The organism is Streptomyces sp. DSM 116793 (assembly GCF_057320905.1).
In genome coordinates, this window is record NZ_CM170494.1 from 2,056,183 (window position 1) to 2,081,798 (window position 25,616).

Sequence of the window (25,616 nt, forward strand, 5' to 3'; positions counted from 1 at the left end):
GCCCCACCCCGGCCGGCCCGGGGTCAGACCTCGACGACGGTGACGTGTCCGCCGCACACCGCGGTGGGGTCCTCCGGGTCCGAACGTCCTCGCCGTCCGACGTGGGACGCGAGTGTCACTGTGCGGGCGGCCCGGAGATGTAGTGGCCGTTCTTGTCGTAGGGCCAGGCGTTGGCGACGCACCCGTGCAAGCCCTTGATCTGCTGCATCATCACGGGGGCGAGCTTCCCGGGGCCCGGGCAGGCCTCGTGCTGGTGGCCCAGGAAGTGCCCCATCTCGTGGTTGATGATCAGTGCCCGGTAGTCGTGGATCGGACCGTCGAACGTGGGCGAGCCCTCGACCCAGCGCTTGAGGTTCACCACGACCCCGCCGGGCACCTCGCAGTCGTACTCACCTTCGGTGTCCTGGTGAATGCCTTCCCAGCACAGGGCGTCCGCCGTTCCCGGTGTCGCGATCCTCACCTTGAGGTCGTAGGGCCCCGAACTCACCAACCGGAACGAGGAAACCCCGTTGCGGGTCCAGCCCCTGGGGTCGGCGAGTATGCCGGCGATCTCGTCGGCCGCCTGCCCCGGCGATATGTCGATGCCCTTCTCGACCTGCACCATGTAGCGGAGGACCTGCCGGCCATGGCCGACTACCGTGCCGGTGGCCCGCGCCGTGCGGAAGGTGCCGGGTCCGGTCGCGGGGACGTCGATCGCGGTGGGGCTGGGCCGTGGGCTGGACCGTTCGGCGGGCCACGCGGAGGGGCGTGCGGCCGGCCACGCGGTGGGCCGCACGGAGGGGGCCGCCGCATACGTCTCGGCGGGGCCCGCGCCGAACCAGTGGTGGAAGGCCACGCTCCCCGCGATCAGCACCACCGCCAGGAGACCGCCGAGAAAGAGCGTTCGCGGCCGGCGCGGTCTGCCGCGGCCCGCACGCCGAGAACCACGGCCCCGGCGCCGGGACGGAGACCTGTGCTGCTGCACCATGGAAGAACCCCTCTTCGTCAACGCGCGGAGATCCCCGCCGGCCGAGGCATCGCTCGCGCGTGGTGGTTCAGGGCCGCACGGGTGCGACCGCACCTTGCCGGCGCCGCCGGCGGACCGGCCTGACGGTGGGACCTCTCACAGGTCAGAGTCGTGCGGCCATGCGATGGCCGTGGGCCCAACTGATGACCAAGCCGTTACAGCGGTCGTTTCGGACTGCTTTTCGGGCGGGCCCGCCACACGAAGGAGGAAATCAGAGGGTTGTATCGGCGTTACGTCGACGCTGTATCACCTGCCTGGTTGCTCGTATGACCCGCCTCACGCCGTTCGTGGGGGTTCAGCGCGGCCTCCCGCATTCACCGGTGCCGGTGCGCGCGCACGCGCAGTTCGGCCCAGACGGTCTTGCGCGGGAACGGGCCCTCGGTGGCGCCCCAGCGGTCGGCGAGTGCGTCGACGAGGAGCAGGCCGCGGCCCGACTCGGCGTCCGGGGCGGCGTGTTCGAGCCTGGGCAGGCGTTCCGGGCGCGTGTCCGTGACCTCGATGCGGAGGGTGTCGCCCCCGAGCACGGCCAGCGTGAGGCGGAAGTCCCGGCCGGCGACCCGGCCGTGGGTGGCGGCGTTGGCCGCCAGCTCGGCCACGAGATGAACGGCGGCTTCCGACGGGATCTCCCAGTGCCGGAGTTGTTCGTCCACGAGCAGCCGGGCGAGGCGGGCGCCGCGCGGCGTGGAGGACAACTGGACGCTGAAGTGGAGGACGGCATGGTCGATGTCTGCCGTGGTCTCGCCGATTTCCTGATTCACGTCACTCAGGGTGTCCGACTCTGCTTACCGTGATGCGTGACGGAACGGTTGCGTACGGTGACCGTCGGGATCTTGTCCGGTGCTGTCCGGACTGTCTGGACGGTTGGTACGGGTAAGGCGTCGCGGTACGACGCGGTACAACGGAGGGGCACCCATGACGGTGGACGGCGAGGCGGTACAGCTTCGGAACGAGACGGACGAGCCGGGCTGGGAGGTGGACCCGGACGACGACTGGGGCATCGCCGTGATCGCCACGGTGGGACGGCAGTTGAAGCTGCGCCGGGAGGCCGCCGGGATGCGGGCCGCCGAGTTCGGGGCGGCGGTCGGCTACGGCGAGGACATGGTGTACAAGATCGAGGGCGGCAAGCGGATCCCCCGGCCCGAGTACCTGGACAAGGCGGACGAGGTGCTGGGGGCGGACGGGTTGATCTCGGCGATGAAGGAGGACGTGCGGCGGGTCCGGTACCCGAAGAAGGTTCGGGATCTGCAGAAGGTGGAGGCCAAGGCGGTTGAGATCAACGTGTACGAGTGCAACTTCATCGCCGGGCTGTTGCAGACGCCCGAGCATGCACGGACCGTGATCGAGGCTGCGCAACCACCCTACTCGCCAGACGATGTGGAACGCATGGTCGCGGCTCGCATGGCCCGGCAGGCGGTCTTCGACCGCGACCCGGCACCGTCGATCCACTTCGTGCTGGAAGAGGCACCTCTGCGCCGGCAGGTTGGGGGCACAATGGTGTGGCGACAGCAGCTCGAACACTTGCTGGACGTCGGCCGGTTGTGGAACGTCACGCTTCAGGTGATGCCGACCAACACGGAGGCCCACCCGGGACTGGACGGCAGGATCGAGCTGCTGAAGTTTCCCGACGGTACGGCAGTGGGGCGCGGCGACGGCGCGTTCAATGGCCGCCCCGTCTCTGATCTGAGGCAGCTCCGGATCCTGGAGCTGCAATACGGCGCCATCCGGGCGCAGGCTCTCACGCCAAGAGAGTCAATGGCCTTCATCGAGACAATGCTGGGAGAGAAATGATCCGCAAGGCACCCGCCGGGGACGCCTCCGAACTGGCGTGGTTCAAGAGCAGCTTCAGCGGTGGCACCAATGGCGAGTCCTGCGTGGAGGTTGCTATAGCGCCCGGCACCGTCCACGTCCGCGACTCCAAGAACACAGAAGGCCCCCGCCTGGCCCTCACACCCGACGCCTGGGCGCACTTCGTGACGTACACCTCGGAGAGCTGACCCGCAACGGCGGCGCGCCCCGCATCCGGTCGTCACCGGAAGCGGGGCGCGCCGGCGCACGGTGCGGGCCCGTCCCCTACGCGCGCCGGCGCCCCGGGGTGAAGAGGATCTTGCCGGAGCGCTCCGGGCGGGCCGCGTGGGCGAGCGCCTCGCTGAAGTCGTCGAGCGGATAGGTGGCCTCGACCGTCGCCTTGAGCACGCCGCGCTCGACGAGACCGGCGAGTTCGGCGTACGCCTGCTCCAGTTCCCCGCGCGGCGTGTCGCGCAGCCAGTTGAGAATGAAGAAGGAGCGCAGCGACACCCCGCGGTAGATGAGGTCGCCGATCGGCAGTGCCGGCGACTGCCCCGTGGCGGTGGCGAACACGACCACGGTGCCCCCGGACTCCAGCGACGGCGTCAGCGCGGCCACCTGCTCGGTGCTCCCGGTGCCCTCCAGGACGAGCCGGAGCCGTGCACCGCCGAGGGCCTCGGCGATCCGGCCGCCGAGACCGTCGCCGTCGACGACGACGAGATCGGCGCCGAGCTCCTGCACCGTCTTGGCGGCGTCCGCCCGCCGTACGACGGCGAGGGTCTTGATGCCCGCCTGCTTCGCCAGGGCGATCACATACTGGCCGACGGCGGAGTTGGCCAGATTCAGCCCGATCCAGTCGCCGGGCCGCAACGGCACGTAGTCGTTGAGGAGTGCGCGCGCGGTGGCGGGATTGACCGCCAGCATGGCGAGTTGGAGCGCGTCGGCCCCGTCGGGCACGGCGACGACATCCCGGGCGGCGATGACGACCTGGTCCCCCCAGGTCCCCCTGACGAACGTCGGCAGGATGACGACGCGGCGGCCGACGAGCGCCTGGTCGGCCCCCGGCCCCGCCTTCAGCACCCGGCCGACGCCTTCCGCGCCGAGGGCGTGGGGCGGTCGGGGCTGCACCGAGAACCAGCCCGCGGTGAACAGCAGGTCGGCGTTGTTGATGGGAGCGGCCTCGACGGCCACGAGCAGGTCACCCGAGCCGAGGGAGAGATCAGGGTCGGTGACGAGCGACACGGTTTCGCCGAGGTCGCCACCGACTGCGTTGAGGAAGAGCTGACTCATCGTGGAGCACACACCTTGAAGACGGCCCGTAATAGGCATTACCGATTAGACGATTACTTTCTAGCCTCACACCCCCTCGGCTGTAAAGGTCTTTTTTCAATAGACCATGTGCGGTACGGTGTCGGCATGGCGACGCAGGATGCTCCGGGCACGGCGGGGACCGGTGTCCCTGCCGGCGCAGAGGCGATCACGGCCCTGCTCAACTCACGGCCGCATGCCACCCCGCTGCTGCCGGACACCCTGTGCGACCCGGACACGGCCGGAGAGGTCCTGAGTCACTTCGTCCCACCGGGCGACGTTCCTTCCCTGTCGCCCGGGCAGCTCGACCGGATCCGGGACCTGAGGGCCGACCTCATGACCGTCGTCGCCGCCGACGACGAGAGCGCTTCCGCACAGGGGTGGGCGCGGCTCACCCGCCATGCCTCGGGCGTCACCCTCCAGCAGATCTTCTCCGCACCCGGCGTGGTGGAGCTGCGCCAGACGTCCGGGGACCCGCTCACAGGGCGGATCACACGCACCGTGGCCGAGCTCGTCGCCTCCGGATCCTGGTCCCGTATCCGCGTCTGCGCCAACGACCTGTGCAACCACGTCTTCTACGACACCACCCGGAGCCGCACACAGCGCTGGCACTCCTACGAGGTGTGCGGCAACCGGACCAACGTGGCCGCCTATCGCGCACGCAGAGCGAGACGGTCGCCCGGCGGCGAGGGCTGACCGGCTCACGGCGCCCGTGGCGGCGTCCCGGCCGCGCGGGGACCTCACATCCCGGACCTCCGGTCGCTGAGCGCAGCGTTCCGCACGGGAAACAGACGTGATCCTGCCGGGTAACACCCGCGCCGCACGCTCGGGGCATGCCGCCGCAACCACGCCCGTACGCCATACCGGGGCGCCAGCCCGAGCCCCCCGCGCCCGTCGTGATCGTCGGCGCGGGCCTGGCCGGTGTCCGCCTCGCGCAGCGGCTCGCCGAACTCCGGGGCGCCGCGCCTCAGGCCGGCCCCGCCCCCGTCCTCATCGGCGACGAACCGCACGCCCCGTACAACCGCGTCCTCCTCGCCGAGGTCCTCGCGGGCCGCTACGGGCCCGACGTCATCGCGCTGCCCACCCCGCCGGGCACCTTCCTGCGCACCCGCGCCGTCCGGATCGACCGCGACCGCAGGACGGTGCACTGCGCGGACGGCAGCGCCGTCCGGTACGGCACGCTGGTCCTCGCCACCGGCTCCAACCCGGTGCTCCCGCCGCTGCGCGGCCTGCTCACGCCGGGTGCCACCGCGCTGCCGCGCAGGGTGCACGCCTTCCGGACGCTGGACGACTGCCTGGCGCTGTCCGCGGCGGCGCGGCCCGGGATCCGGGCGGTGGTCGTGGGCGGCGGCCTGCTCGGCGTCTCCGCGGCCGGTGCGCTGGCCCGCCGGGGCGCCTCCGTGGTGCTGGCCCAGCAGGCCGAGCACCTGATGGAGCGCCAGCTCGACGAGGCGTCCGCGCGGCTGGTGCACCGGCACCTGACGGGACTCGGCGTGGAGGTGCACACCGGCTGCCGGGTGCGCGGCGTGGGCGTCACGGACGGAGCGGTACGGGACGTGGCGCTCGCGGACGGCTATGTGCTCGGCACCGACCTGCTGGTGCTGGCCTGCGGCGTACGCCCGCGCACGGGCCTCGCCGCCGACGCCGGCCTGGAGGTGAACCGGGGCATCGTCGTCGACGGCGAACTGCGCACCTCCGACCCGCACATCCGCGCCCTCGGCGACTGCGCGGAGCACGCGGGCGAGGTGCCCGGCCTCGCCGCCCAGGCGCTCGACCAGGCCGAGCTGCTGGCCCGTGTGCTGGGCCCCGCGCACCCGCCCGTCCGCTACCGCGGCACCCGCGCCCTGACCCGGCTCACCCTCGCGGACCCGGCCGCCCCCGCCCGCCTCCTGGAGCTGGCCGCGTTCGGCGACGTCGAGCCGCGGCCCGGGGACGACGTCGTCCAGCTCACCGACGCCACCCGCGGCACCTACCGCAAGGTCGTCGTCCGCGGTGACCGGCTGGCCGGCGGGGTGCTGCTTGGCGACCTCGGCACCGTCGGCGCGCTGGCCCGGGCGTGGGAGGCGGACGACGTGCTCTACGACGACGCCGGCGGCAGTGGCAACGGCGCCCCGCTGCTCCACCTGCTCACCAACGACGGAGGCTTCTGAGCCATGCGCACGGACTCGAACACGCTCACCGGCGCCCACCGCGACGGCGACGGCGGCAGCGACACCGCACCCCGCGCGGAGGCCGCCGTACCCCGCGCGGACGCCGCCGGGCACCGCGCGGACGCCGCCGGGCACCGCGCGGACACCGCCGCGGCGGGTTCCGGCGAGCCCGCGCCCCGCCCCGGCGCCGCCGCACCCGCGGCCGCGCGGCCCGGCCGGCCCACCCTGGTACTCGTCGGGCACGGCATGGTCGGCCAGCGGTTCCTGGAGGCGCTGGCCGAGCACGGCCTGACCCGGACGCACCGGGTGGTGGTGCTCGCCGAGGAGCCCCGCCCGGCGTACGACCGGGTCCACCTCACCTCGTACTTCTCCGGCAGCACCCCGGACGACCTGTCGCTCACCGACCCCGCCTTCCTCGCGGAGCACGGCATCGAGCTGCACCTCGGCGAGCCCGCCGAGCGCGTCGACCGCGCGGCCCGCACGGTCACCGCCCGCTCGGGCCGCGTCGTCGGCTACGACACGCTGGTGCTGGCCACCGGCTCCTACCCGTTCGTGCCGCCGGTGCCCGGCCGGGACGCGACCGGCTGCTTCGTCTACCGCACCATCGAGGACCTGCTCGCCATCGAGGAGTACGCCAAGGGCCGCGGCACCGGAGCCGTGGTCGGCGGCGGGCTGCTCGGCCTGGAAGCGGCGGGGGCGCTGAGCGGCCTGGGGCTCGCCACCCACATCGTGGAGTTCGCGCCCCGCCTGATGCCCGTCCAGGTCGACGAGGCGGGCGGCGCGGCGCTGCTGCGCACCATCGAGGGCATGGGCCTGACCGTGCACACCGGCGCCGGCACCCAGGAGGTCACCGCGGGCGACGACGGCCGGGTCACCGGCATGCGGCTCTCGGACGGCCGCGAAATCGCCGCCGACCTGGTGGTGTTCTCCGCCGGCGTGCGGCCCCGGGACGCCCTCGCCCGGGACTGCGGCCTCGCCGTCGGCGAGCGGGGCGGCATCACCGTCGACGCCCGCTGCCGCACCTCGGACCCGGCGGTCTTCGCCATCGGCGAGTGCGCCCAGGCCGTGGACGGCCGCGTGTACGGTCTTGTGGCGCCCGGCTACGAGATGGCGCAGACGGCCGCGGCGGCGATCGCCGAAGCCGCCGCCCCGAGCCCGGCACAGGCCCCCGCCCCGAGCCCGGCACCGGCCGCCCGCGAGTTCACCGGTGCCGACACCTCCACCAAGCTGAAGCTGCTGGGCGTGGACGTCGCGTCCTTCGGCGACGCGCACGGCACCACCGAGGGCAGCCTCGACGTCGTCTACGCGGACTCCCGCGCCGGCGTCTACAAGAAGCTCGTGATCGGTTCCGACGGGGCGCTGCTCGGCGGGGTCCTGGTCGGCGACGCGGAGGCGTACGGGACGCTGCGGCCGATGACCGGGTCCGTGCCGCCGGTGCCCGCCGAGCGCCTGGTGCTGCCCGCGGGCGCCGACGGCGGCGAGGGCCCCGTGGCGCTCGGCCCGGCCGCGCTCCCGGACACCGCGGTGATCTGCTCCTGCCACAACGTCAGCAAGGGCACCATCCGCGCCGCCGTCACCGAGCACGGCTGCGCCACGGCGGGCGAGGTCAAGAAGTGCACGCGGGCCGGCACCGGCTGCGGAAGCTGTGTGAAGGTCCTCGGCAAGCTGGTCGCGGCCGAGCTGGAGGCGAGCGGGGTCGAGGTCGACAAGGGCCTCTGCGGCTGCTTCGCGGCCACCCGCCAGGAGCTGTACGAGACGGTGCTCGCGCTGCGCGTCGGCAGCTTCCAGGAGCTGCTCGACCGGTTCGGGCGGCCCGAGGCGCGCGGCGGCGACGGCTGCGAGGTGTGCAAGCCCGCGGTGGCCTCGATCCTCGCGTCGCTGGCGCCCGTGCTGGACGTCAGCGGCTATGTCCTGGACGGCGAGCAGGCCGCGTTGCAGGACACCAACGACCACTTCCTCGCCAACCTCCAGCGGAACGGCTCCTACTCGGTGGTGCCCCGCATCCCCGGCGGTGAGATCACCCCCGAGAAGCTGATCGTGATCGGCGAGGTGGCACGGGACTTCGGCCTCTACACCAAGATCACCGGGGGCCAGCGGATCGACCTGTTCGGGGCGCGGGTCGAGCAGTTGCCGCAGATCTGGGCCCGGCTCGTCGCCGCGGGCTTCGAGTCGGGGCACGCCTACGGCAAGGCCCTGCGGACCGTGAAGTCCTGCGTGGGGCAGACCTGGTGCCGGTTCGGCGTGCAGGACTCCGTGCGGATGGCGATCGACCTGGAGCTGCGCTACCGGGGCCTGCGTTCGCCGCACAAGCTGAAGTCCGCGGTCTCCGGCTGCCAGCGGGAGTGCGCGGAGGCCCGCTCGAAGGACTTCGGCGTGATCGCCACGGCCGGCGGCTGGAACCTCTACGTGGGTGGCAACGGCGGCGCGACGCCCCGGCACGCCGACCTGCTCGCGCAGGATCTCTCGGACGCCGAGCTGGTCCGGCTGATCGACCGGTTCCTGATGTTCTACATCCGCACCGCCGAGCCCCTGGAGCGCACCGCGGCCTGGCTGGAGCGGATCGAGGGCGGCCTCGACCACGTCCGGGACGTGGTGGTGCACGACTCGCTGGGCATCTGCGCCGAACTGGAGTCGCTGATGGCGGACCACGTCGCCCACTACCGCGACGAGTGGGCCGAGACCCTCGGCGACCCGGAGCGCCTGGCGCGCTTCGTGTCCTTCGTCAACGCGCCCGGTGTGCCCGACCCCACGGTCAGGTTCGTCCCCGAGCGCGACCAGATCAGGCCGGACCTGCCCCTGCTCACCCTCGGCACCCGGCCCCCGGTCGCCGCCCCGCCCGGCGCGGAGCGGCCCGCACTCCTGGAAGGGAGCTCCACGCGATGACGACGGCACCGGCGAGGACCGGCGCGGCGGTGGACCGCGCGTCCGGCGACACCCACGGCACGGCGGCCCGCGGCGGCCCGGCCGCCGGCGGATCCCCCCACGACGGGGCGCTGCGGATTCAGCTGCTCCTGGACGACGGCTGGCGCACCGTCTGCGAGGGGGTGCGCCTCACGGCAGGGCGCGGCGTGGCCGTCCTGCTGCCGGACGGCCGGCAGGCCGCGCTGTTCCGGGACCGCGCCGGAACGCTCTACGCCATCGACAACCGCGACCCGTTCACCGGCGCCTCGGTCCTCTCCCGGGGCCTGCTGGGCTCCGCCGCCGGCTCCCCCTTCGTCGCCTCCCCGCTGCTGAAGCAGCGCTTCGCACTGGCGGACGGGCGCTGCCTGGACGACGAGGGGGTGACGGTGACGACGTACCGGGTCCGGGCCGACGAGGTGGGCGCACGGTAGTCGCGCCGCGGGGCACCTCTACCGCGCGGTTCCCCGCGCCCCTTCGGGAGCGGGGCTGCGCCCCGGGCGCCGACGGGAGCGCCCGGCCCCTCGCTGTCGTCGGCCCGGCTGCCCGCCTGTGGGGGCTGGGCGCGCAGTTCGCCGCGTCCCTTCAACGCGCCGCATACCGCCGGCTGCACGGCCCGGGTCGGCCCGTTCAGTCGTCGATGCCCGAGCGTTCCACACCCGCCACGATCCACCGCTGGAAGAGCAGGAACACCAGCAGCAGCGGAACGATGGAGACGGCCGCCGCGGCGAACAGTTCGTGGAGGCGGATGACCTGGGAGGTGGTGAAGGACGACAGCGCCACCTGCACCGTCCATGCGCTCTGGTCCTGGCCGATGACGAGGGGCCACAGGAACGAGTTCCAGGCGCCGATGAAGACGATCGTGCCGACCGCCGCGAAGACCGGCCGCGCGTTCGGCACCACGATCAGCCAGTACGCCCGCCAGTACCCGAGCCCGTCCACCCGGGCCGCGTCCTCCAGCTCCCGGGGGAAGCCCAGGAAGTACTGGCGGAAGACGAAGCAGGCGAACGCGGAGAACAGCGTGGGGATGATCAGGCCGCGCAGGGTGGAGATCCAGCCGAGCGTCGACACCAGCACGAACGTCGGCACGAAGGTGACGCTCGCCGGGACCATCAGGGTGCCCAGGATCGCGTAGAAGACCTTGTTGGCGTGCCGGTACGGGATGCGGGCCAGGCCGTAGCCGGCGAGCGAGGCCAGCAGCAGGGTGCCCAGGGTGGTGGCGACCGCGATGAGCGCGGAGTTCAGCAGCGAGCGGGCGAACGGCACGGACGGGTCGGAGAACAGCTCGGACAGGTTCGACCAGTGCAGGCGGGACGGGAAGAACGTCCACGCGGGCGAGGTGATGTCCTGCTCGCTGGCGAGGCCGCCTCGGAGCAGCAGGTAGAACGGCACCAGGAAGAGCAGCGCGAGCGCCGTCAGCAGCGCGGCACGCAGCGCCCGGCCGGCGCGCACCAGGCCGTCGCCGGACGTGCCCGGGCCCGCCGGGGTGCGCCCGGGCCGCCCGTGGGTGTCGGAGGCCACCGTCAGTCCTCCTTCCTGCCGAGCCCGAACCAGCGGGCCTGGCCCACCGTCACCACGGCGATGATCAGCGCGAGGATCACCGCGCCCGCGCTGCCGTAGCCCAGGTTCTGCCCCTGCCCGAGGGCGGTGAAGTAGAGGTAGACCAGCGGTGGGCGGGCGTACGGCGGGTAGCCGCGGGCGTCGGAGAGCAGGTTGTAGAACTCGTCGAAGGCCTGGAAGGCGTTGATCACCAGCAGCAGCACCACGGCCACGGAGGTGGCGCGCAGCTGCGGGAAGGTGATGTGCCGGAAGACCTGCCAGCCGGGCCGGGCCCCGTCGACCGCGGCGGCCTCGTAGAGCACCGGGCTGATGCGCTGGAGGCCGGCCAGGAAGAGGATCATGTAGAAGCCGGCCTGGAGCCAGAGCCGGGCGGTCACGATCACCAGCCAGTACCAGGGCGGGGAGGTCGTGGAGAGCCAGGCGGTCTGGTCGGCGCCGAACCAGCCGAGCACCGTGTTGGCGAGCCCGAACCGCACCCCGTTGAAGATGGACATCTTCCAGATCAGGGCCGCGACCACATAGGAGCAGGCGGCGGGCAGGAAGAACACCGAACGGAAGAACGCCTGCGCGCGCCGTACCCGGTTCACCATCAGCGCGAGGGCCAGCGAGAGCACATAGGTGGCGGGGACGATGAACGCCGCGAACGCGACGAACGTCGTCAGGCTGCCGGTGAAGGCGTTGTCCCGCAGCAGCGACGTGTAGTTGCCGAGGCCGATGAAGTGGTCGGGTGTGACGGTGTTGTGCGCGTCGAAGAAGCTGAGGTAGACGCTCCAGGCGAGCGGGATGTACGTGAAGACGCCGAGGCCCAGCGCGAAGGGCCCGACGAAGATCCAGAACCAGAGGGCGTCCCGGCCGCGGGTGCCGAGCGCGGGGAGTGCCGGGCCGCCGCGGGGCGCGGGCCGGCCCCGCCCGGCGGGGGCGGGGCCGGTGAGCGGGCGCCCGGGGGCGGGGGACGGGGAGCGGGTCATCGGCGGGCGGTCACTTCCGCACCCGGTCGAGCTCCGCGGACGTCTTCCGTACCACCGTCCTCAGCTCGCTCTCCGGGTTGGCGCCGTCCCGGACGATGCGGTTGACGGCGTCCTGGTAGGCGGTCCTGCTCGCCTGGGTCCACAGCAGCGGCTCGGCGTAGCCGTGCTCGGTGGCGAAGCGGACCGCCTCCGCCGCGGCGCCCTTGCGGAGCTGTGCGGCCTGCTTGGCGAGCGAGATCCGGGCCGGGATGTGGAAGCCGTAGGAGAGCGCGAAGTCCTTCTGGTCGGCGGTGTTGTCCACCCACAGCCACTTCAGATACGCCTTCGCGGCCTCCTTGTGCCTGCTGCGGGCGCTGACCGCCGCGCCGTACGCGCCGACCGGCACGGTGGGGGCGCCCGCGGGGCCGTCCTTGGGGAAGGGCAGCACCCCGAAGTCGTCGCCGAACTCCTTCTGCACCTGCGGCAGCGCCCACAGCCCCGTCCACTGCATGGCGGTCAGGCCCTGCAGGAACGCCGACGGGTCCGACCAGTCGGCGGGCGCGCCGAGCAGCAGGGACTTGTCGGCGTAGAGCCGGTGCAGCTTGGCCAGGGTGCGGGCGGCGGCCGGGTCGTCGAAGCCGACCTTGCCGTCCTCGGTGACAAGGGTGAGGCCGGCCGCGTACAGGGGGGTGCCGCCGAGTGCGCCGGCGCCCCCGTCATTGCCGAGGAAGAGGCCCTTGACCTGCTTGGTCGTCAGCGCCTTGGCGGCCTCGACGAGTCCGTCGAGGGTCGTGGGCGGGTCGATGTGCGCCTTGGCGAGCAGGCTCTTGCGGTAGAAGAGCATCTGCATGTCGATGACCTGCGGGATCCCCCAGATCTTGCCCTGGTGGGTCTTCGGGGCGAGCACCGCCGGGTTGTAGTCGTCCTTGACGCCGTCCAGCAGGTCGGTGAGGTCGACGACCTGGCCGCCCTGGATCTGCTCCAGCGTGGGGCCGTTGACCTCGAAGACGTCCGGGCCCGAGTCGGTGAGCAGCGCGGCGGCGATCTGCTGGTCGTAGTTGCCGGGCCGCCACTGGACGGTGACCTGCGCCTTGTCGTACGCGGCCGCGTACCGCTCGACGGCCTGCTCGGTGCCCTGCTCGCCGTACTGGTGGTACCACTGCTGGAGCTCGGGGCCCTTGCCGCCGGCTCCCGAGTCGCCGCGGCCGGTGTTGGAGCCGCAGGCACCGAGCACCGCTCCGGCACCCACGGCGGCTCCCGTGGCGAGGAGCGCTCTCCGGCTGACGGTCATGCCGTTCCCCCTGTTCGATCGTGTGTGGCCTGGCACAACGATCAACCATTCAGGGCGTTTACGACAGGGGTGTTGCGGGGGAATGTCGTTGTCCACGTGCGGCGGGGGGTGGCCTGACGGCCACGGGTGCCCCATCGGGGGCGTGGAGGATACCCCCGGAGGGTACCCTCGTGGTCGGCACCGCCACCGTCATGTCAGGCAGTACCGACGGCGTCGAGTGCCCGCGCCCACGGAAAGGCGGAAGGATCTCCCTGCTTGGGCAGGTGGGACTCGTAGCCGCCGGGACCGTCGAGGTACCGCACGCCCTGGGCCCGTAGGTCGGCGATGCTCCACGCGATCGCCGGTTGGGCGGCTTGTGCACGGTTGAAGCAGGGCATGGCGATGACCGGCACGCCCATGTGCACGCCTTCGGTCACGAGGCCCAGTGCAAGGGTGTCCGCGATGCCCGCGCCCCACTTGTTGAGGCTCGTCGCCGACAGGGGCGCGACGAGCATCACATCGGCCTTCGGCAGAAGGTCGCTCTCCCACGGCAGTTTGTACTGCGACCGCACCGGGTGGCCCGTCAGGCCTTCCAACTCGCCCAGCCTGGGTTCCCACCACCGGGCGGCGGACGGCGTGAGAATCAGGCACACGTCCCATCCGCGCGCCTGGGCCTGCCGAACGCCCTTGTCGATGTACTGCGTCGGACCGGCCGCGCAGGAGATCAGGTACAGCACCTTCATGCCGGGAGTCCACAGGCTCCGGCGAGCCGGCGCAAGGCCGCGGTAGGGACGGGCGTCGCGCCAAGTACGTCAGAGGCTCGATCGGTAGAAAACCTTGCTGTCGTGAGGCGCTATGCCGAGCGCCTCATAAAAGGCAAGGGCGGCCGGATTGCCAGTGTCGGCGGTCCACTCGATTCGCGAGCACCCCATGGCAATCGCCTCTTCACGGACGGCAGCCATCAACGCACGTGCGACACCACGACGACGCGCTGCCGCCCTGACGAACAGTTCCTTGAGGTACAGGCTGGTGTCGGCACCTGCCGCGGGCCAGAGCAGAGAGTACGAGGCGAGTCCGAGAACGTCGCCACCGTCCCGGGCAAGGAGGAGAGTCGCCGCTGGGTCCTGGCCGAACAGGGCATCCCTGATCTGACCGACGTCTCCGGGGACCGCCTGTCCTCCGTAGTATTCCTCGATCTCACCAAGGATCCGTGAAATGGCCTCAGTGTCAGCCGATGTCGCTCTGTTGATCTCCACGCCCGCTCTCCGTCTCGCCAGGGGGCAGCGCCAGGATCTCGCGCAGCGCCCGCACCTCGTGCACCTGCTGTGCATCGGGCGGCACCCTAGTTGCGACGTCCTGCGCACGATAGATGATCAGGGCCGTGCGCTGCAGAGGAGCGAGGCCGACGATTGTGCGTGTGGCCTGGGCAGCAGCCCCGGCCGGATCACCGTCCAGCGAGGTACACATGGCCGCATCGAGTTCGACCAGGGCACGATCCATCCGTTCAGCCTCGGGGTAAAGCTCCAGCGCCCGCTCCTGTTCCGCGCGGGCGCGTACCGTTTTCCCAAGGTGGGTCAGAGCGTTGCCCATGTGGAAACGCAACTGGCACTCGCTGTAGCCGAAGGCCGAGCCGATCTGTTCGGTCGCAGGGAGCCGCCCGAGCGTGGTCTCGGCTACGGCCAGCGCCATATCCGCAGCTTCGGCATCCCCAAGCCGGGCGTGCGCGCGAGCTTCAAGCGGTGCAGCGAGGGCTGACCCGGCACCAGGCAGGGCACCAGCGAGTTGCTGTGCGCGTACTGCCAGCTCGACCGCACCGTAAAAGTCGCCGCCGTAGAAGCTCTGGTATGCCTCCTGCGCGTATGCCCAGGACAGCGTGGCCCGGTCGTCGGCCGCCGCAGCGAACTGCCGTGCGATGCGCCACCAGGACAGCGACCGGGCATCGCCCAATTTCAGCAGCGTCAAGGCTGTGAGCCCAGACATACGAGCTGCGGCTACAAGTAACCGCCGACGGACGTGGGCTGGATGCCGACGCATCAGAAGTACCCGTAGCTCCTGAAAGTCGGCCAGCAGTTCGGGGAAGTGCTGGCTTTCGGGCCGATACCGAGTAGCGCGCCCGTGTCGCTCCACTGTCCACTCGATCTCGTCCAGCGAGCTGTCCGCGAGCGGTCCCGTGACGAGCTTCCTGGAGGCCTGCCTGAAGGGCATCGGCCTGCTCCAATGGCGATGCTTCGGGACGGACCTCGGCAAGCGCGATCAACTCACCCTCCGCCCCGAGGGCCTTGTCAAGAGCACGAGCGGTCTGTGCGGTCGGTCGCCGTCGGCCTTTCTCAAGATCTGCGATGTGGGACTTTCCGCATGCTGCGAGCGCGGCGACATCGCGCAGACTGCGGCTTCCCCGTAGGCGGCGTAGCGCCTCGCCGAACGTCTCTGTCATGGGCTTCCCCAGTGTCCGCCACGTCCGCATCCCCGCGGACACCAGCGGACACGTCGCATCTGTCGATCACCGTCCGTGTGGAGAACGCTACCCGTGACGGCCCACACCGTCAGCCAAACGGAAGTGATCGGGGAAGCGCCCCGGCGACCGCGTCACCGGCCCCGGGGATGGCCGACTGCAAGGAGTCGACGTGAACGAACGTAGCGCCCCTTCTGGGACGTTGAGAAGTGAGCCACCGGACATCGGGTCGATGCGCGCCGGTGCGGCCGAGTTGCTCGACGAGGGCGCGCCGCTGCCGCGGTTCGATGACCTCGGCGAGAAGACGATGCGGTTGCGCGGCCACCTTCAGGTGCTGATCCCTCTGGTGGAGGACGCCGCCCGTGCGCTGCCGGAGTACGACGGTGGGCGGATCCGCGTGCAGCTGTCCGTGGAGAGCGCCCGGGTGCGCCTGGCGTCGTCCCCGGGTGCGGGGCTGGTGTCCGCGACCCAGCACGCCCGGAGCCTCGCCCGCGAGCTGGCGTGGTTGTGCGACCACTACGAGACGCTGACCGCCACCGCCCCGGCCGGGGAGCCGGCGTGAGTGGCACGGTGCCGGGCGGCGGGTGGCTGGTCGAGCCGGAGTGGGTGGACGGTGCCGTGCGCGCGCCGGTGCGGGTGGTGATGTGCGTGGACTGCGCGCGCCGGCCGGACCAGTCGATCCTCACGGGCCAGGCCGTCGGGCGGCAGTGGGCGGCCGACCACGCCGACGCCTTCGGGCACACGCGGTTCGTGGAGTCCACCCACCGGATCCTCCGGGCCGGCTTCGTACCGGCCGCGGTGACGCAGCGGGAGACGCGGTGAGCCTGCACGCCGGCCCCCGCCGCCGGTCCCGTCCCGTCCAGGTCCTGCACGACGCTTCCGGACATCCGGTGCGCACGCTCCGGCGCGCCAACGAGCAGCCCGTGGCACGCACCAGCTTCGGCATCTGCCAGGTGGCCGTGTGCCTCACGGCCGCGGTCGCCGACACGGCATGGGCCATCTCCGTCACCCGCACCACCTGAAGGGCACTGCTGTGCGTTTGTACTGCGTCCGATGCGACGAGCCCATCCACCCGGGCGAACCCTACGAGTCCCACATCCACCACGGGGCGAGCATTGCCGGCACCACGACCTACTCCCACGAGGAGCAGTGCCCCAAGCCGGCCGCGCGGCGGCGCGCCACATCGCCTGCGCTCCGTCCGGGGCCCGTCCCGAACAGCCACCCCCGGAGTGGGCCGGAGCGGAACCCGGAGACTCGTCGTGGCTGAGCGCGCCCACGCGGAGCCGCACATCGACACCGCCCCGCGCCCCTGGGGTGGGCCGGGGCGGAGCCCCGAGCGGAAGGGGCCGTCAGCGGGTGTCGCTGGTGTGGGGTGCCGCGCACGCCCGCGCCGCCTCCAGGCGGGCCACCGGGATGCGGAACGGGGAGCAGGAGACGTAGTCGAGGCCGGCCTCGTGGAAGAAGTGCACCGACTCCGGGTCGCCCCCGTGCTCCCCGCAGATGCCGAGCTTGAGGTCGGGCCGCGTCGCACGGCCGGCCCGTACCGCGTCCTCGACGAGCCGCCCGACGCCCTCGCGGTCGATCGTCTCGAACGGCGACACCCCGAAGATCCCCTTCTCCAGGTAGGCCGTGAAGAAGCTGGCCTCCACGTCGTCCCGGCTGAACCCCCACACGGTCTGGGTGAGGTCGTTCGTGCCGAACGAGAAGAACTCCGCGGCCTCCGCGATCTCCCCGGCGGTGAGCGCGGCGCGCGGCAGCTCGATCATGGTGCCGAGCGCCAGGCCGAGCGTGGTGCCGGTGGCCTGCTCCACCTCGGCGATCACCTGCGTCGCCTCGTCCCGCACGAGTTCGAGCTCCTGGACGGTGCCGACCAGCGGGATCATGATCTCGGCGCGCGGGTCGCCCTTCGCGGCGCACCGCTCCGCGGCCGCCTCGGCGATGGCGCGCACCTGCATGGCGAAGAGACCGGGGATGGCGAGTCCGAGGCGGACGCCGCGCAGGCCCAGCATCGGGTTCTGCTCGTGCAGCCGGTGCACGGCCTGCAACAGCCGCAGGTCGTTCTCGTTGGCGTCCTTGCGGGCCTCCGCGAGCGCCACGCGCACCGACAGCTCGGTGATGTCGGGCAGGAACTCGTGCAGCGGCGGGTCGAGCAGCCGTACCGTCACGGGCAGGCCGTCCATCGCCTCCAGGAGCTCCACGAAGTCCTGCTTCTGGAGCGGCAGCAGCGCCTTGAGGGCGTCGTCGCGCTCGCTGTCGGTGTCCGCGAGGATCAGCCGCTCGACCAGCTCGCGGCGTTCCCCGAGGAACATGTGCTCGGTGCGGCACAGGCCGATGCCCTGGGCGCCGAACCTGCGGGCGCGCAGCGCGTCCTCTGCTGTGTCGGCGTTCGCGCGCACCCGCAGCCGGCGCACCCGGTCCGCGTAGGCCATCATCCGGTGCACCGCGACGACCAGTTCGTCGGCGTCGTCCGCACCCGCGTGCATCCGGCCCTCGAAGTACTCGACGACCGGGGACGGCACCACGGGCACCTCGCCGACGTAGACATTGCCGTTCGAGCCGTCGATGGAGACGGTGTCGCCCTCCTCGACCACGATGGTGGCCCTGCCGGCGGGGCCGTCGATGCCCCGTGCGGTCATGCGCCGCCGCTTGGTGTCGACCTCCAGCTCCTCCGCGCCGCACACACAGGTCTTGCCCATACCGCGGGCCACCACGGCGGCGTGCGAGGTCTTGCCGCCGCGCGAGGTGAGGATGCCCTCGGCGGCGATCATGCCGTCCAGGTCGTCCGGGTTGGTCTCGCGGCGGATCAGGATGACCTTCTCGCCGGAGCGCGACCACTTGATGGCGGTGTAGGAGTCGAAGACGGCCTTGCCGGACGCCGCGCCCGGGGAGGCGGCGATGCCGCGCGCGACCAGCTGGACGCCGTGCTCGGCGGCGCCGCCGTCCGCGGCCTCCTCGTCGAAGCGGGGGAACATCAGCTGGGCGAGCTGGGCGCCGGTGACCCGCTGGAGCGCCTCCGCCTCGGTGATCAGGCCCTGGTCCACCAGCTGGGTGGCGATCCGGAAGGCGGCGCCGGCGGTGCGCTTGCCGACCCGGGTCTGGAGCATCCACAGCTTGCCGCGCTCGATGGTGAACTCGATGTCGCAGAGATCCTTGTAGTGGTTCTCCAGGGTCTCCATGATCTGCAGCAGCTCGGTGTACGAGTTCTTGTCGATGTGCTCCAACTCGGCGAGCGGCACGGTGTTGCGGATGCCGGCGACGACGTCCTCGCCCTGGGCGTTCTGCAGGTAGTCGCCGTAGACGCCCTGCTGGCCGCTGGCCGGGTCGCGGGTGAAGGCGACGCCGGTGCCGGAGTCCTCGCCGCAGTTGCCGAAGACCATCGAGACGACGCTGACGGCGGTGCCGAGGTCGTGCGGAATGCGCTCCTGGCGGCGGTAGAGGCGGGCGCGCTCGCCGTTCCAGGATGCGAAGACGGCCTTGATGGCGAGGTCCATCTGCTCGCGCGGGTCCTGCGGGAACTCCCGGCCCGCCGCGTTCTTCACGATCTTCTTGAACCGCTTGACCAGCTTCTTGAGGTCGGCGGCGGTCAGGTCGGCGTCCGAGGTGGCACTCGGTGACGTTCCGGTGCCGGCGCTCGCGGTGATCTCGTCGAGCGCCTGCTCGAACTGCTCGCCGTCGATGCCGAGCACCGTCTTGCCGAACATCTGGATGAGCCTTCGGTAGGAGTCCCAGGCGAACCGCTCGTCGTCCGCCTGGGCGGCCAGGCCCTCCACGGAGGCGTCGGTGAGGCCGATGTTCAGGACGGTGTCCATCATGCCCGGCATGGAGAATTTGGCTCCCGAACGCACCGAGACCAGCAGCGGGTCGGTGGGCTCGCCGAGCTTCTTGCCCATCTGCTGCTCCAGCGCGCCGAGGTACGCACTCACCTCGTCGTAGAGCGCGTCGGGCACCTCTCCGCTCTCCAGGTAGACCCGGCAGGCCTCCGTGGTGATCGTGAAGCCCGGCGGCACGGGGAGGCCGAGGTTGGTCATCTCGGCGAGGTTGGCGCCCTTGCCGCCGAGCAGATCCTTGAGGTCCTTGTTGCCCTCCGTGAAGTCGTAAACGTACTTCGTGGCTCGGGTCCCTGCGTTTTCCGACACGGCGATCGACTCCTCACGACCACGGCGGCTGCCCTGACTGCGGGAACATACCCAGATCGAAGGCATCTGGGTACGTCCACACGTGCGCCATGCGGCCGCAACCACCCGTCCGCCAGCAGATCGAAAGTCAGGCCGACGGTTGGTCTCCGGCCGCCGTCCGTTCACCTTATGAAGGCTGCGGGGGCGGATGGGCAGGATGGACGCTCACATGAGCGACTATAGCCGCATCTGATTTCGAGCGCCGAAGCGTGGCGGGGTGGCACTGGGTGCCACCCCTTGGAGAGTTGCATCCGTGCGGGGGGCCGCTCGGCTGAGCGAGCGGCCCGCGGAAGTGGCGAAAATCACCCGCCTGGCGGCGGGGCTCCGGGCCCGGGGCGCCCCCTTTGGTGCGTCCTTCCCGACGGTCCGCGGTGGCGGGTCGCCCCCCAACGGGCGCTTCGCGCCCCCGGTAGGGGCTGCCCCTTTGGGCCGGTGGCGGACTTTCGGCCCGTCCCGCTTGCGCGCGCAGTTCCCCGCGCCCCTTCAGAGCGGGGCTGCGCCCCGCCCCACCCGCCGGTCGCCTGGAGACGCCACAGACTGCCCCTGAGGCGCGCGAAGCGCGCATCAAAGGGGCGCGGGGAACTGCGCGACCAGCCACGACGAGACCGGCAGGTCGCCACCGGTCCGAAGGGGCAGCCCCTGGCCGGGCGCGAAGCGCCCGTCAAAGGGGCGCGGGGAACTGGGGGCACCTCCCACGCCTTCAAGGCAGTGGGGGAGCGACCAGCCACGACGAGAGCCGCGGGCCGTCGACGGGGCGAGGGGGCAGCCGCCGGTGCGGGGGCCGGGGCGGGGCCCCGGGTCAGCCGCCGGACGCGTCGTGTTCGGCGTCCGCGCCGAGGCCCGCGCAGTCGTAGGGATCCGCGAGCCACCCCTCCGGCAGGACGACCCGGTTCTTGCCGGAGGTCCGCCCCCGGGGCCCCTCCGCCCCGGACGGCCACGGCTGGTCGAGGTCCAGCTCACCGAGGCCGCCGGCGAGTTCCGCGAGCGACGAGGCGATCGCCAGCCTCCCCCGCATCTCGGAGCCGACCGCGAACCCCTTCAGGTACCAGGCCACGTGCTTGCGGAAGTCGATCACCCCGCGCGCCTCGTCGCCCAGCCACTCCCCGAGCAGCGTGGCGTGCCGCAGCATCACCTCCGCGACCTGCCGCAGCGTGGGCGCGGCGGCCGCCCCACCGCCCTCGAACGCCGCGACCAGGTCACCGAAGAGCCACGGCCGCCCCAGGCAGCCCCGGCCGACCACCACACCGTCGCAGCCGGTGGCCCGCATCATCCGGACGGCGTCCCCGGCGGACCAGATGTCGCCGTTGCCCAGCACGGGGATCTCCGGGACGTGCTCCTTGAGCCGGGCGATGGCGTCCCAGTCCGCAGTGCCGCCGTAGTGCTGGGCGGCCGTGCGGCCGTGCAGGGCGATGGCGGTGACGCCCTCCTCGACGGCGATCCGGCCCGCGTCGAGATAGGTGAGGTGGTCGTCGTCGATGCCCTTGCGCATCTTCATCGTCACCGGCAGCCCACCCGCGCCCCGCACCGCCTCACGCAGGATCGCGCGCAGCAGCGGCCGCTTGAACGGCAGCGCGGAGCCGCCGCCCTTGCGTGTGACCTTGGGCACGGGGCAGCCGAAGTTGAGGTCGATGTGGTCGGCCAGGTCCTCCTCCGCGATCATGCGGACGGCCTTGCCGACGGTCGCCGGGTCCACCCCGTAGAGCTGGATGGAGCGCGGCCGCTCGGTCGCGTCGAAGTGGACGAGCTGCATCGTCTTCTCGTTGCGCTCGACCAGCGCCCGGGTCGTGATCATCTCGCTCACGAAGAGACCCTTGTGGCGGCCGGCACCCGGGTCCGCCGCGGCCGGGTCCACCGCGGTCGGCCCGCCCCGCGCGGGCTCGGCGCCCCGCGCCGAGCCGCTCCCCCACCCGTTCCCCGCGGCGAAGTCGCGGCACAGCGTGCGGAACGGGGCGTTGGTGATGCCGGCCATGGGGGCGAGCACGACGGGCGGCCACACGGCGTGCGGGCCGATGGCGAGGGCTCCGGCCGCGGGGGCGCGGGAGACCCCGCCCTCTGCGGGAGCGGGCACGGGCACGGGGGCCGGTGAGGGGACCCCCGTGGCTGCGGCGGGGGTCTCGGCGGCGGGCGGCGCGGTCGTCGTCATGGGCGTGGACATCCCCTCATTCTCACGTACCGGAGACCGTGCACTCAAGGTCGTTAGTTAGCCGTACTATTAAAGAATGCCGGAGCTCAGCCACCGACGGAGGATGCTGGTTCTTGCCATCTGCTGCATGAGCCTGCTGATCGTCAGCCTCGACAACACCGTCCTGAACGTCGCCCTGCCCGCCCTGCAACGGGAGTTGCACGCCAGCGTGGCGGGGCTGCAGTGGACCATCGACGCCTACACACTCGTCCTCGCATCACTTCTGATGCTCTCCGGCTCCACGGCCGACCGGATCGGGCGCCGCCGGGTCTTCAAGGCGGGCCTGATCATCTTCACCCTCGGCTCGCTGCTCTGCTCGCTGGCACCCAGCCTCCCGCTGCTGGTGCTCTTCCGGATGGTCCAGGCGATCGGCGGCTCCATGCTGAACCCGGTCGCCATGTCGATCATCACCAACACCTTCACGGACCCCCGGGAGCGGGCGCGCGCCATCGGGGTGTGGGGCGGTGTCGTCGGGATATCCATGGCGGCGGGCCCGCTGGTCGGCGGGCTGCTGGTGGACTCGGTCGGCTGGCGCTCCATCTTCTGGGTGAACCTGCCGGTGGGACTCGCCGCGCTGCTGCTGACCATGAGGTTCGTGCCGGAGTCGCGCGCCCCGAAGCCGCGCCGCCCCGACCCGGTGGGCCAGGTGCTGGTCGTCGTCCTGCTGGCCTCGCTCACCTACGCGATCATCGCGGCGCCCGACGCCGGCTGGACCTCCCCGCGCGTCCTCGGCCTCGCGGCGCTGGCCGCCGTCGCCCTGGCCGTGCTGATCCGCTACGAGCCGCGCCGTCCGGAGCCGCTGATCGACGTGCGGTTCTTCCGCAGCGCGCCGTTCAGCGGAGCGACGGCCATCGCGGTGAGCGCGTTCGCGGCGCTCGGCGGGTTCCTCTTCCTGAGCACGCTCTTCCTGCAGGACGTACGGGGGCTCAGCGCGCTGCGGGCCGGGCTGTGGATGCTGCCGATGGCGGCGGTGACGTTCGTGTGCGCACCGGTGTCCGGACGGCTGGTGGCCAGCCGGGGGCCGCGGTTCCCACTGCTGCTCGCGGGGGTCGCGATGACGGCGAGCGGGGTGATGTTCGCCGCGCTGGACGCGGAGACGTCGGATCTCACCCTGTTCATCGGATATGTCCTGTTCGGTCTGGGCTTCGGCTTCGTGAACGCGCCGATCACCAACACCGCGGTGTCGGGCATGCCCCGCACCCAGGCCGGTGTGGCGGCCGCGGTGGCGTCCACGAGCCGGCAGATCGGCTCGACCCTGGGCGTGGCGGTGCTCGGCGCGGTCCTGGCGTCCGGCGTGGGCGCGGCCGGCTACCGGGAGGCGTTCGTCTCGGCCAGCCGTCCCGCGTGGTGGATCCTCACCGGCTGCGGTCTGTGCGTGCTGGTCCTCGGGTGGCTGACCAGCGGGCGCTGGGCCCGCGAGACCGCCCGGCGCACCGCGGAGCGCCTGGCCGCACCGGAGGTGCAGCCGGAGCGGACGGAGAGCCGGGTCCGCTAGGCGGTGCCGCGTGCCGGTGGCCCGTACGGCAGGGGTGCCCCCGGCTGCGGTGACGACCCGCGGCTCTTCGCGTGGTTCCCCGCGCCCCTTTCATGGCGCTTCGCGCCCCCGGAGGGGCTGCCACCCTGGGCCGGTGACGACCTGCCGGTCTCGTCCCGCTCGCTCGCGCAGTTCCCCGCGCCCCCTCATGGCGCCTGGCGCCCCGGGAGGCGCTGCCACCCTGGGCCGGTGACGACCTGCCGGTCTCGTCCCGCTCGCTCGCGCAGTTCCCCGCGCCCCCTCATGGCGCCTGGCGCCCCGGGAGGCGCTGCCACCCTGGGCCGGTGACGATCTACCGGTCTCGTCCCGCTCGCTCGCACAGTTCCCCGCGCCCCCTCATGGCGCTTCGCGCCCCCGGGAGGCGCTGCCACCCTGGGCCGGTGACGACCTGCCGGTCTCGTCCCGCTCGCTCGCGCAGTTCCCCGCGCCCCTGGGGGTACCGGTGGCCGCCGGGCCACCGTCCAGGGGCGCGGGGAAGGAGGGGAAGGTCAGTGCTCGCCGGTCGTGGCGGCCGGCGCGGTGGCGAGCGTGTCCCGGGTGCGGGACAGACGGCCGCGGATGTCGTCGAAGTGCCGGTGCACGGCCGCCTCCGCGCCCTCCGCGTCGCCCGCGCGGACGGCCTCGACGATCCTGCCGTGCATCCGGGCCAGCTCCTCGCCGTCGGCGGCCGTGCGCAGGCCCTGTGCGCGCACCCGGTGGAAGGCGTTCCAGAACGCGTCGAGGAGTTCGCTCAGCAGCTCGTTGCCGAGTGAACGGTGCAGGGTGCGGTGGAAGGCGCGGTCGGTCCGGGCCGCGATCTCACCCGCCTCACGCACCTCGGTGTGCATCCTCGCCACCAGTGTGTCCAGCTCGGCGAGGTCCTCGTCGGGCAGCCGGCCCGCGAGCCGGTACATGAGCCCCGCCTCCAGGGCCTCGCGCATCTGGAGGAGTTCGAGCAGGCTGTCCTGACCCAGGCGGTGCCCGACCACGGTGCGGAAGGCCATGGCCTCGATCAGCGGCTCCAGCGACATCGTGCCGACGTAGGTCCCGAAGCCGCGCCGGATCTCGATGATGTGCACGGCCTGGAGTGACTTGAGGGCCTCGCGCAGGGAGTTCCTGCTGACGCCGAAGAGCTCCATCAGCTCGGTCTCGGTGGGCAGCGGGTCGCCGGGGCCGAGCCCGCGCTCGACGATCAGCTCCTTGATCCACTCCTCGGCGTCGGCGGCGACCGATCTCACGCCCCGTCCCCTCTCGTTCACCTCGTCGACCCTTGACATTCATGTCCCGCCGTGTATCACTCTATGTGACGTAGGACATCCTACGTCCTGCCCGGAGGGGCGGTACGGCGAGACCTCTCGGCCCCCCGAGGCACCGCACAGCACGACCAGGAGTACCACATGCCCCGTCCCACGCCCCTGCGAGGCGTCGTCCCGCCGGTCATCACCCCTCTCACCAGGGAAGGAGAGGTGGACGTCCGCTCGGTGCGCCGGCTCACGGAGCACCTGATAGCGGCCGGCGTGCACGGCATGTTCCTGCTGGGGTCGAGCGGCGAGGCCGCCTACCTCACGGACGCCCAGCGGCGGACCGCGCTCGAGGCGGCCGTGGACACCGCGGCGGGCCGCGTCCCCGTGCTGGCAGGGATCATCGACACCACCACCGCCCGCGTCCTCGACCGGGCGGCCGACGCCGTCAAGGCCGGCGCGGACGCCCTCGTGGCGACGGCGCCGTTCTACACGCGCACGCACCCCGTCGAGATCGCCGAGCACTTCCGGCGCATCCGCTCCGGCGCCGACCTGCCGCTGTTCGCGTACGACATCCCGGTCGCCGTGCACACCAAGCTGCCCCGCGACGTGGTGCTCGGCCTCGCCGCCGACGGCACGCTCGCCGGGCTCAAGGACTCCAGCGGCGACGAGGGCTCGCTGCGCCGCCTGCTGGTCGAGCTGCGCCGGCGCCCGAGCGACTTCTCGGTGCTCACCGGCTCCGAACTCACCGTCGACTGCGCACTGCTGGCGGGTGCCGACGGCGTCGTGCCCGGCCTCGGCAACGTCGACGCATCCGGCTACGTACGGCTCTACGAGGCCGCCCGGGCCGGGGACTGGGCCACCGCCAAGGCCGAGCAGGACCGGCTGGCCGCGCTGTTCTCCCTCACCGACGTGGGCGATCCGGCCACGATGGGACCGAGTTCGTCCGCGCTCGGCGCCTTCAAGGCGGCGGCCCGGCTCCTGGGCCTCATCGACTGCGCCGCCACCGCCGCGCCGCAGGTGCCGCTCGACGAGGCGGCCGTGGCCCGTGTCCGTACCCACCTCGTCGAGGCCGGACTCCTGTGATCCGGCCGGGTCCGCCCGCCCGGGCCCCGCTCTGACGCGCGTC

The 25,616-nt window shown here is 72.3% G+C and carries 23 protein-coding genes and 1 pseudogene; 11 read left to right on the top strand and 13 right to left on the bottom strand.

Annotation, left to right across the window (positions count from 1 at the left end):
* Positions 1-115: 115 nt before the first annotated feature.
* Together ACSMXW_RS08600 and ACSMXW_RS08605 are read right to left on the bottom strand one after the other, a co-directional pair.
* Positions 116-967, bottom strand: coding sequence for a DUF3152 domain-containing protein (locus tag ACSMXW_RS08600; protein WP_485804901.1), 852 nt, complete (start codon positions 965-967; stop codon positions 116-118).
* Positions 968-1,320: 353 nt separating this feature from the next.
* Positions 1,321-1,764 carry an ATP-binding protein gene (locus tag ACSMXW_RS08605; RefSeq protein WP_485804903.1) on the bottom strand — a complete coding sequence of 148 codons (444 nt, stop codon included), beginning with the start codon at positions 1,762-1,764 and terminating at the stop codon, positions 1,321-1,323.
* Positions 1,765-1,918: 154 nt separating this feature from the next.
* Between ACSMXW_RS08605 and ACSMXW_RS08610 the strand changes: the two genes are divergently transcribed.
* Together ACSMXW_RS08610 and ACSMXW_RS08615 are read left to right on the top strand one after the other, a co-directional pair.
* Complete coding sequence (locus ACSMXW_RS08610) at positions 1,919-2,794, top strand: helix-turn-helix domain-containing protein (protein WP_485804905.1); 876 nt, start codon at positions 1,919-1,921, stop codon at positions 2,792-2,794.
* Positions 2,791-3,000 carry a DUF397 domain-containing protein gene (locus ACSMXW_RS08615; RefSeq protein ID WP_485804907.1) on the top strand — a complete coding sequence of 70 codons (210 nt, stop codon included), beginning with the start codon at positions 2,791-2,793 and terminating at the stop codon, positions 2,998-3,000. The genes ACSMXW_RS08610 and ACSMXW_RS08615 overlap by 4 nt, the downstream gene beginning before the upstream one ends.
* A gap of 76 nt (positions 3,001-3,076) precedes the next feature.
* Here ACSMXW_RS08615 and ACSMXW_RS08620 read toward each other — a convergent pair whose 3' ends face one another.
* On the bottom strand, positions 3,077-4,081 hold the full coding sequence (locus ACSMXW_RS08620; RefSeq protein ID WP_485804908.1) for a zinc-dependent alcohol dehydrogenase family protein: 1,005 nt from the start codon (positions 4,079-4,081) through the stop codon (positions 3,077-3,079).
* Positions 4,082-4,207: 126 nt separating this feature from the next.
* On the opposite strand from ACSMXW_RS08620, the gene ACSMXW_RS08625 reads away from it, so the two are divergent.
* The 4 genes from ACSMXW_RS08625 to nirD all read left to right on the top strand — a co-directional run bounded on the left by ACSMXW_RS08625 (position 4,208) and on the right by nirD (position 9,581).
* Entirely contained in the window at positions 4,208-4,795 is a 588-nt protein-coding gene (locus ACSMXW_RS08625; RefSeq protein ID WP_485804910.1) for a CGNR zinc finger domain-containing protein, read from the top strand.
* 137 nt (positions 4,796-4,932) lie between these two features.
* Positions 4,933-6,249 carry an NAD(P)/FAD-dependent oxidoreductase gene (locus ACSMXW_RS08630; protein WP_485804911.1) on the top strand — a complete coding sequence of 439 codons (1,317 nt, stop codon included), beginning with the start codon at positions 4,933-4,935 and terminating at the stop codon, positions 6,247-6,249.
* A gap of 246 nt (positions 6,250-6,495) precedes the next feature.
* Positions 6,496-9,132 (top strand): nitrite reductase large subunit NirB, encoded by a 2,637-nt coding sequence (gene nirB, locus ACSMXW_RS08635; protein ID WP_485807895.1) that lies wholly within the window; start codon positions 6,496-6,498, stop codon positions 9,130-9,132.
* Positions 9,129-9,581, top strand: a complete 453-nt coding sequence (gene nirD, locus ACSMXW_RS08640; RefSeq protein WP_485804913.1) for a nitrite reductase small subunit NirD — start codon at positions 9,129-9,131, stop codon at positions 9,579-9,581. The genes nirB and nirD overlap by 4 nt, the downstream gene beginning before the upstream one ends.
* 196 nt (positions 9,582-9,777) lie before the next feature.
* On the opposite strand, the gene ACSMXW_RS08645 is transcribed toward nirD, so the two are convergent.
* The 7 genes and pseudogenes from ACSMXW_RS08645 to ACSMXW_RS08675 all read right to left on the bottom strand — a co-directional run.
* Positions 9,778-10,668, bottom strand: a complete 891-nt coding sequence (locus tag ACSMXW_RS08645) for a carbohydrate ABC transporter permease (protein WP_485804915.1) — start codon at positions 10,666-10,668, stop codon at positions 9,778-9,780.
* Between the two features lie 2 nt (positions 10,669-10,670).
* Positions 10,671-11,675 (bottom strand): carbohydrate ABC transporter permease, encoded by a 1,005-nt coding sequence (locus ACSMXW_RS08650; RefSeq protein ID WP_485804917.1) that lies wholly within the window; start codon positions 11,673-11,675, stop codon positions 10,671-10,673.
* A 10-nt stretch (positions 11,676-11,685) separates the two neighbouring features.
* Entirely contained in the window at positions 11,686-12,945 is a 1,260-nt protein-coding gene (locus ACSMXW_RS08655) for an ABC transporter substrate-binding protein (RefSeq protein WP_485804919.1), read from the bottom strand.
* Positions 12,946-13,139: 194 nt separating this feature from the next.
* Complete coding sequence (locus ACSMXW_RS08660; RefSeq protein ID WP_485804921.1) at positions 13,140-13,667, bottom strand: flavoprotein; 528 nt, start codon at positions 13,665-13,667, stop codon at positions 13,140-13,142.
* Positions 13,668-13,736: 69 nt separating this feature from the next.
* Positions 13,737-14,180: a GNAT family N-acetyltransferase gene (locus ACSMXW_RS08665; RefSeq protein ID WP_485804923.1), complete on the bottom strand. Its 444-nt coding sequence runs from the start codon at positions 14,178-14,180 to the stop codon at positions 13,737-13,739.
* Positions 14,152-15,129, bottom strand: a complete 978-nt coding sequence (locus tag ACSMXW_RS08670) for an NsdA family TPR-like regulatory protein (RefSeq protein ID WP_485804925.1) — start codon at positions 15,127-15,129, stop codon at positions 14,152-14,154. Before ACSMXW_RS08670 ends, ACSMXW_RS08665 begins: the two co-directional genes overlap by 29 nt.
* Before the next feature lie 103 nt (positions 15,130-15,232).
* Positions 15,233-15,388, bottom strand: a pseudogene (locus ACSMXW_RS08675) (helix-turn-helix domain-containing protein); the annotation flags it as partial.
* A 160-nt stretch (positions 15,389-15,548) separates the two neighbouring features.
* Here ACSMXW_RS08675 and ACSMXW_RS08680 point away from each other — a divergent pair.
* From ACSMXW_RS08680 to ACSMXW_RS08690, 3 genes are read left to right on the top strand one after another with little or no spacing between them, the layout of a single operon-like run.
* Positions 15,549-15,938: a DUF6415 family natural product biosynthesis protein gene (locus ACSMXW_RS08680; protein WP_485804927.1), complete on the top strand. Its 390-nt coding sequence runs from the start codon at positions 15,549-15,551 to the stop codon at positions 15,936-15,938.
* On the top strand, positions 15,935-16,198 hold the full coding sequence (locus tag ACSMXW_RS08685) for a hypothetical protein (RefSeq protein WP_485804929.1): 264 nt from the start codon (positions 15,935-15,937) through the stop codon (positions 16,196-16,198). Before ACSMXW_RS08680 ends, ACSMXW_RS08685 begins: the two co-directional genes overlap by 4 nt.
* Positions 16,195-16,398: a hypothetical protein gene (locus ACSMXW_RS08690; RefSeq protein ID WP_485804930.1), complete on the top strand. Its 204-nt coding sequence runs from the start codon at positions 16,195-16,197 to the stop codon at positions 16,396-16,398. Before ACSMXW_RS08685 ends, ACSMXW_RS08690 begins: the two co-directional genes overlap by 4 nt.
* A 327-nt stretch (positions 16,399-16,725) precedes the next feature.
* Here the strand turns inward: ACSMXW_RS08690 and ppdK are convergent, their stop codons facing one another.
* Together ppdK and dusB are read right to left on the bottom strand one after the other, a co-directional pair.
* Positions 16,726-19,512 (bottom strand): pyruvate, phosphate dikinase, encoded by a 2,787-nt coding sequence (gene ppdK, locus ACSMXW_RS08695; protein WP_485804932.1) that lies wholly within the window; start codon positions 19,510-19,512, stop codon positions 16,726-16,728.
* An 838-nt stretch (positions 19,513-20,350) separates the two neighbouring features.
* A complete protein-coding gene (gene dusB, locus ACSMXW_RS08700) occupies positions 20,351-21,694 on the bottom strand; it encodes a tRNA dihydrouridine synthase DusB (protein WP_485807897.1) in 1,344 nt (447 codons plus the stop codon).
* 76 nt (positions 21,695-21,770) lie between these two features.
* On the opposite strand from dusB, the gene ACSMXW_RS08705 reads away from it, so the two are divergent.
* Positions 21,771-23,228, top strand: coding sequence for an MFS transporter (locus ACSMXW_RS08705; RefSeq protein ID WP_485804934.1), 1,458 nt, complete (start codon positions 21,771-21,773; stop codon positions 23,226-23,228).
* A gap of 527 nt (positions 23,229-23,755) precedes the next feature.
* Here the strand turns inward: ACSMXW_RS08705 and ACSMXW_RS08710 are convergent.
* Positions 23,756-24,523, bottom strand: coding sequence for a FadR/GntR family transcriptional regulator (locus ACSMXW_RS08710; protein WP_485804936.1), 768 nt, complete (start codon positions 24,521-24,523; stop codon positions 23,756-23,758).
* Positions 24,524-24,643: 120 nt separating this feature from the next.
* Between ACSMXW_RS08710 and ACSMXW_RS08715 the strand changes: the two genes are divergently transcribed.
* The gene (locus tag ACSMXW_RS08715; protein ID WP_485804938.1) at positions 24,644-25,573 is read left to right on the top strand and encodes a dihydrodipicolinate synthase family protein; all 930 of its coding nucleotides are present in this window, start codon (positions 24,644-24,646) and stop codon (positions 25,571-25,573) included.
* Positions 25,574-25,616: the final 43 nt, after the last annotated feature.

Bases quoted from the DNA above. Each gene is read 5' to 3' on its own strand.
- ACSMXW_RS08600 (WP_485804901.1), bottom strand. From the start codon at position 967: ATGGTGCAGCAGCACAGGTCTCCGTCCCGGCGCCGGGGCCGTGGTTCT.
- ACSMXW_RS08610 (WP_485804905.1), top strand. From the start codon at position 1,919: ATGACGGTGGACGGCGAGGCGGTACAGCTTCGGAACGAGACGGACGAG.
- ACSMXW_RS08615 (WP_485804907.1), top strand. From the start codon at position 2,791: ATGATCCGCAAGGCACCCGCCGGGGACGCCTCCGAACTGGCGTGGTTC.
- ACSMXW_RS08620 (WP_485804908.1), bottom strand. From the start codon at position 4,081: ATGAGTCAGCTCTTCCTCAACGCAGTCGGTGGCGACCTCGGCGAAACC.
- ACSMXW_RS08625 (WP_485804910.1), top strand. From the start codon at position 4,208: ATGGCGACGCAGGATGCTCCGGGCACGGCGGGGACCGGTGTCCCTGCC.
- ACSMXW_RS08630 (WP_485804911.1), top strand. From the start codon at position 4,933: ATGCCGCCGCAACCACGCCCGTACGCCATACCGGGGCGCCAGCCCGAG.
- nirB (WP_485807895.1), top strand. From the start codon at position 6,496: ATGGTCGGCCAGCGGTTCCTGGAGGCGCTGGCCGAGCACGGCCTGACC.
- nirD (WP_485804913.1), top strand. From the start codon at position 9,129: ATGACGACGGCACCGGCGAGGACCGGCGCGGCGGTGGACCGCGCGTCC.
- ACSMXW_RS08650 (WP_485804917.1), bottom strand. From the start codon at position 11,675: ATGACCCGCTCCCCGTCCCCCGCCCCCGGGCGCCCGCTCACCGGCCCC.
- ACSMXW_RS08655 (WP_485804919.1), bottom strand. From the start codon at position 12,945: ATGACCGTCAGCCGGAGAGCGCTCCTCGCCACGGGAGCCGCCGTGGGT.
- ACSMXW_RS08660 (WP_485804921.1), bottom strand. From the start codon at position 13,667: ATGAAGGTGCTGTACCTGATCTCCTGCGCGGCCGGTCCGACGCAGTAC.
- ACSMXW_RS08670 (WP_485804925.1), bottom strand. From the start codon at position 15,129: ATGCCCTTCAGGCAGGCCTCCAGGAAGCTCGTCACGGGACCGCTCGCG.
- dusB (WP_485807897.1), bottom strand. From the start codon at position 21,694: ATGACGACGACCGCGCCGCCCGCCGCCGAGACCCCCGCCGCAGCCACG.
- ACSMXW_RS08705 (WP_485804934.1), top strand. From the start codon at position 21,771: ATGCCGGAGCTCAGCCACCGACGGAGGATGCTGGTTCTTGCCATCTGC.
- ACSMXW_RS08710 (WP_485804936.1), bottom strand. From the start codon at position 24,523: ATGTCAAGGGTCGACGAGGTGAACGAGAGGGGACGGGGCGTGAGATCG.
- ACSMXW_RS08715 (WP_485804938.1), top strand. From the start codon at position 24,644: ATGCCCCGTCCCACGCCCCTGCGAGGCGTCGTCCCGCCGGTCATCACC.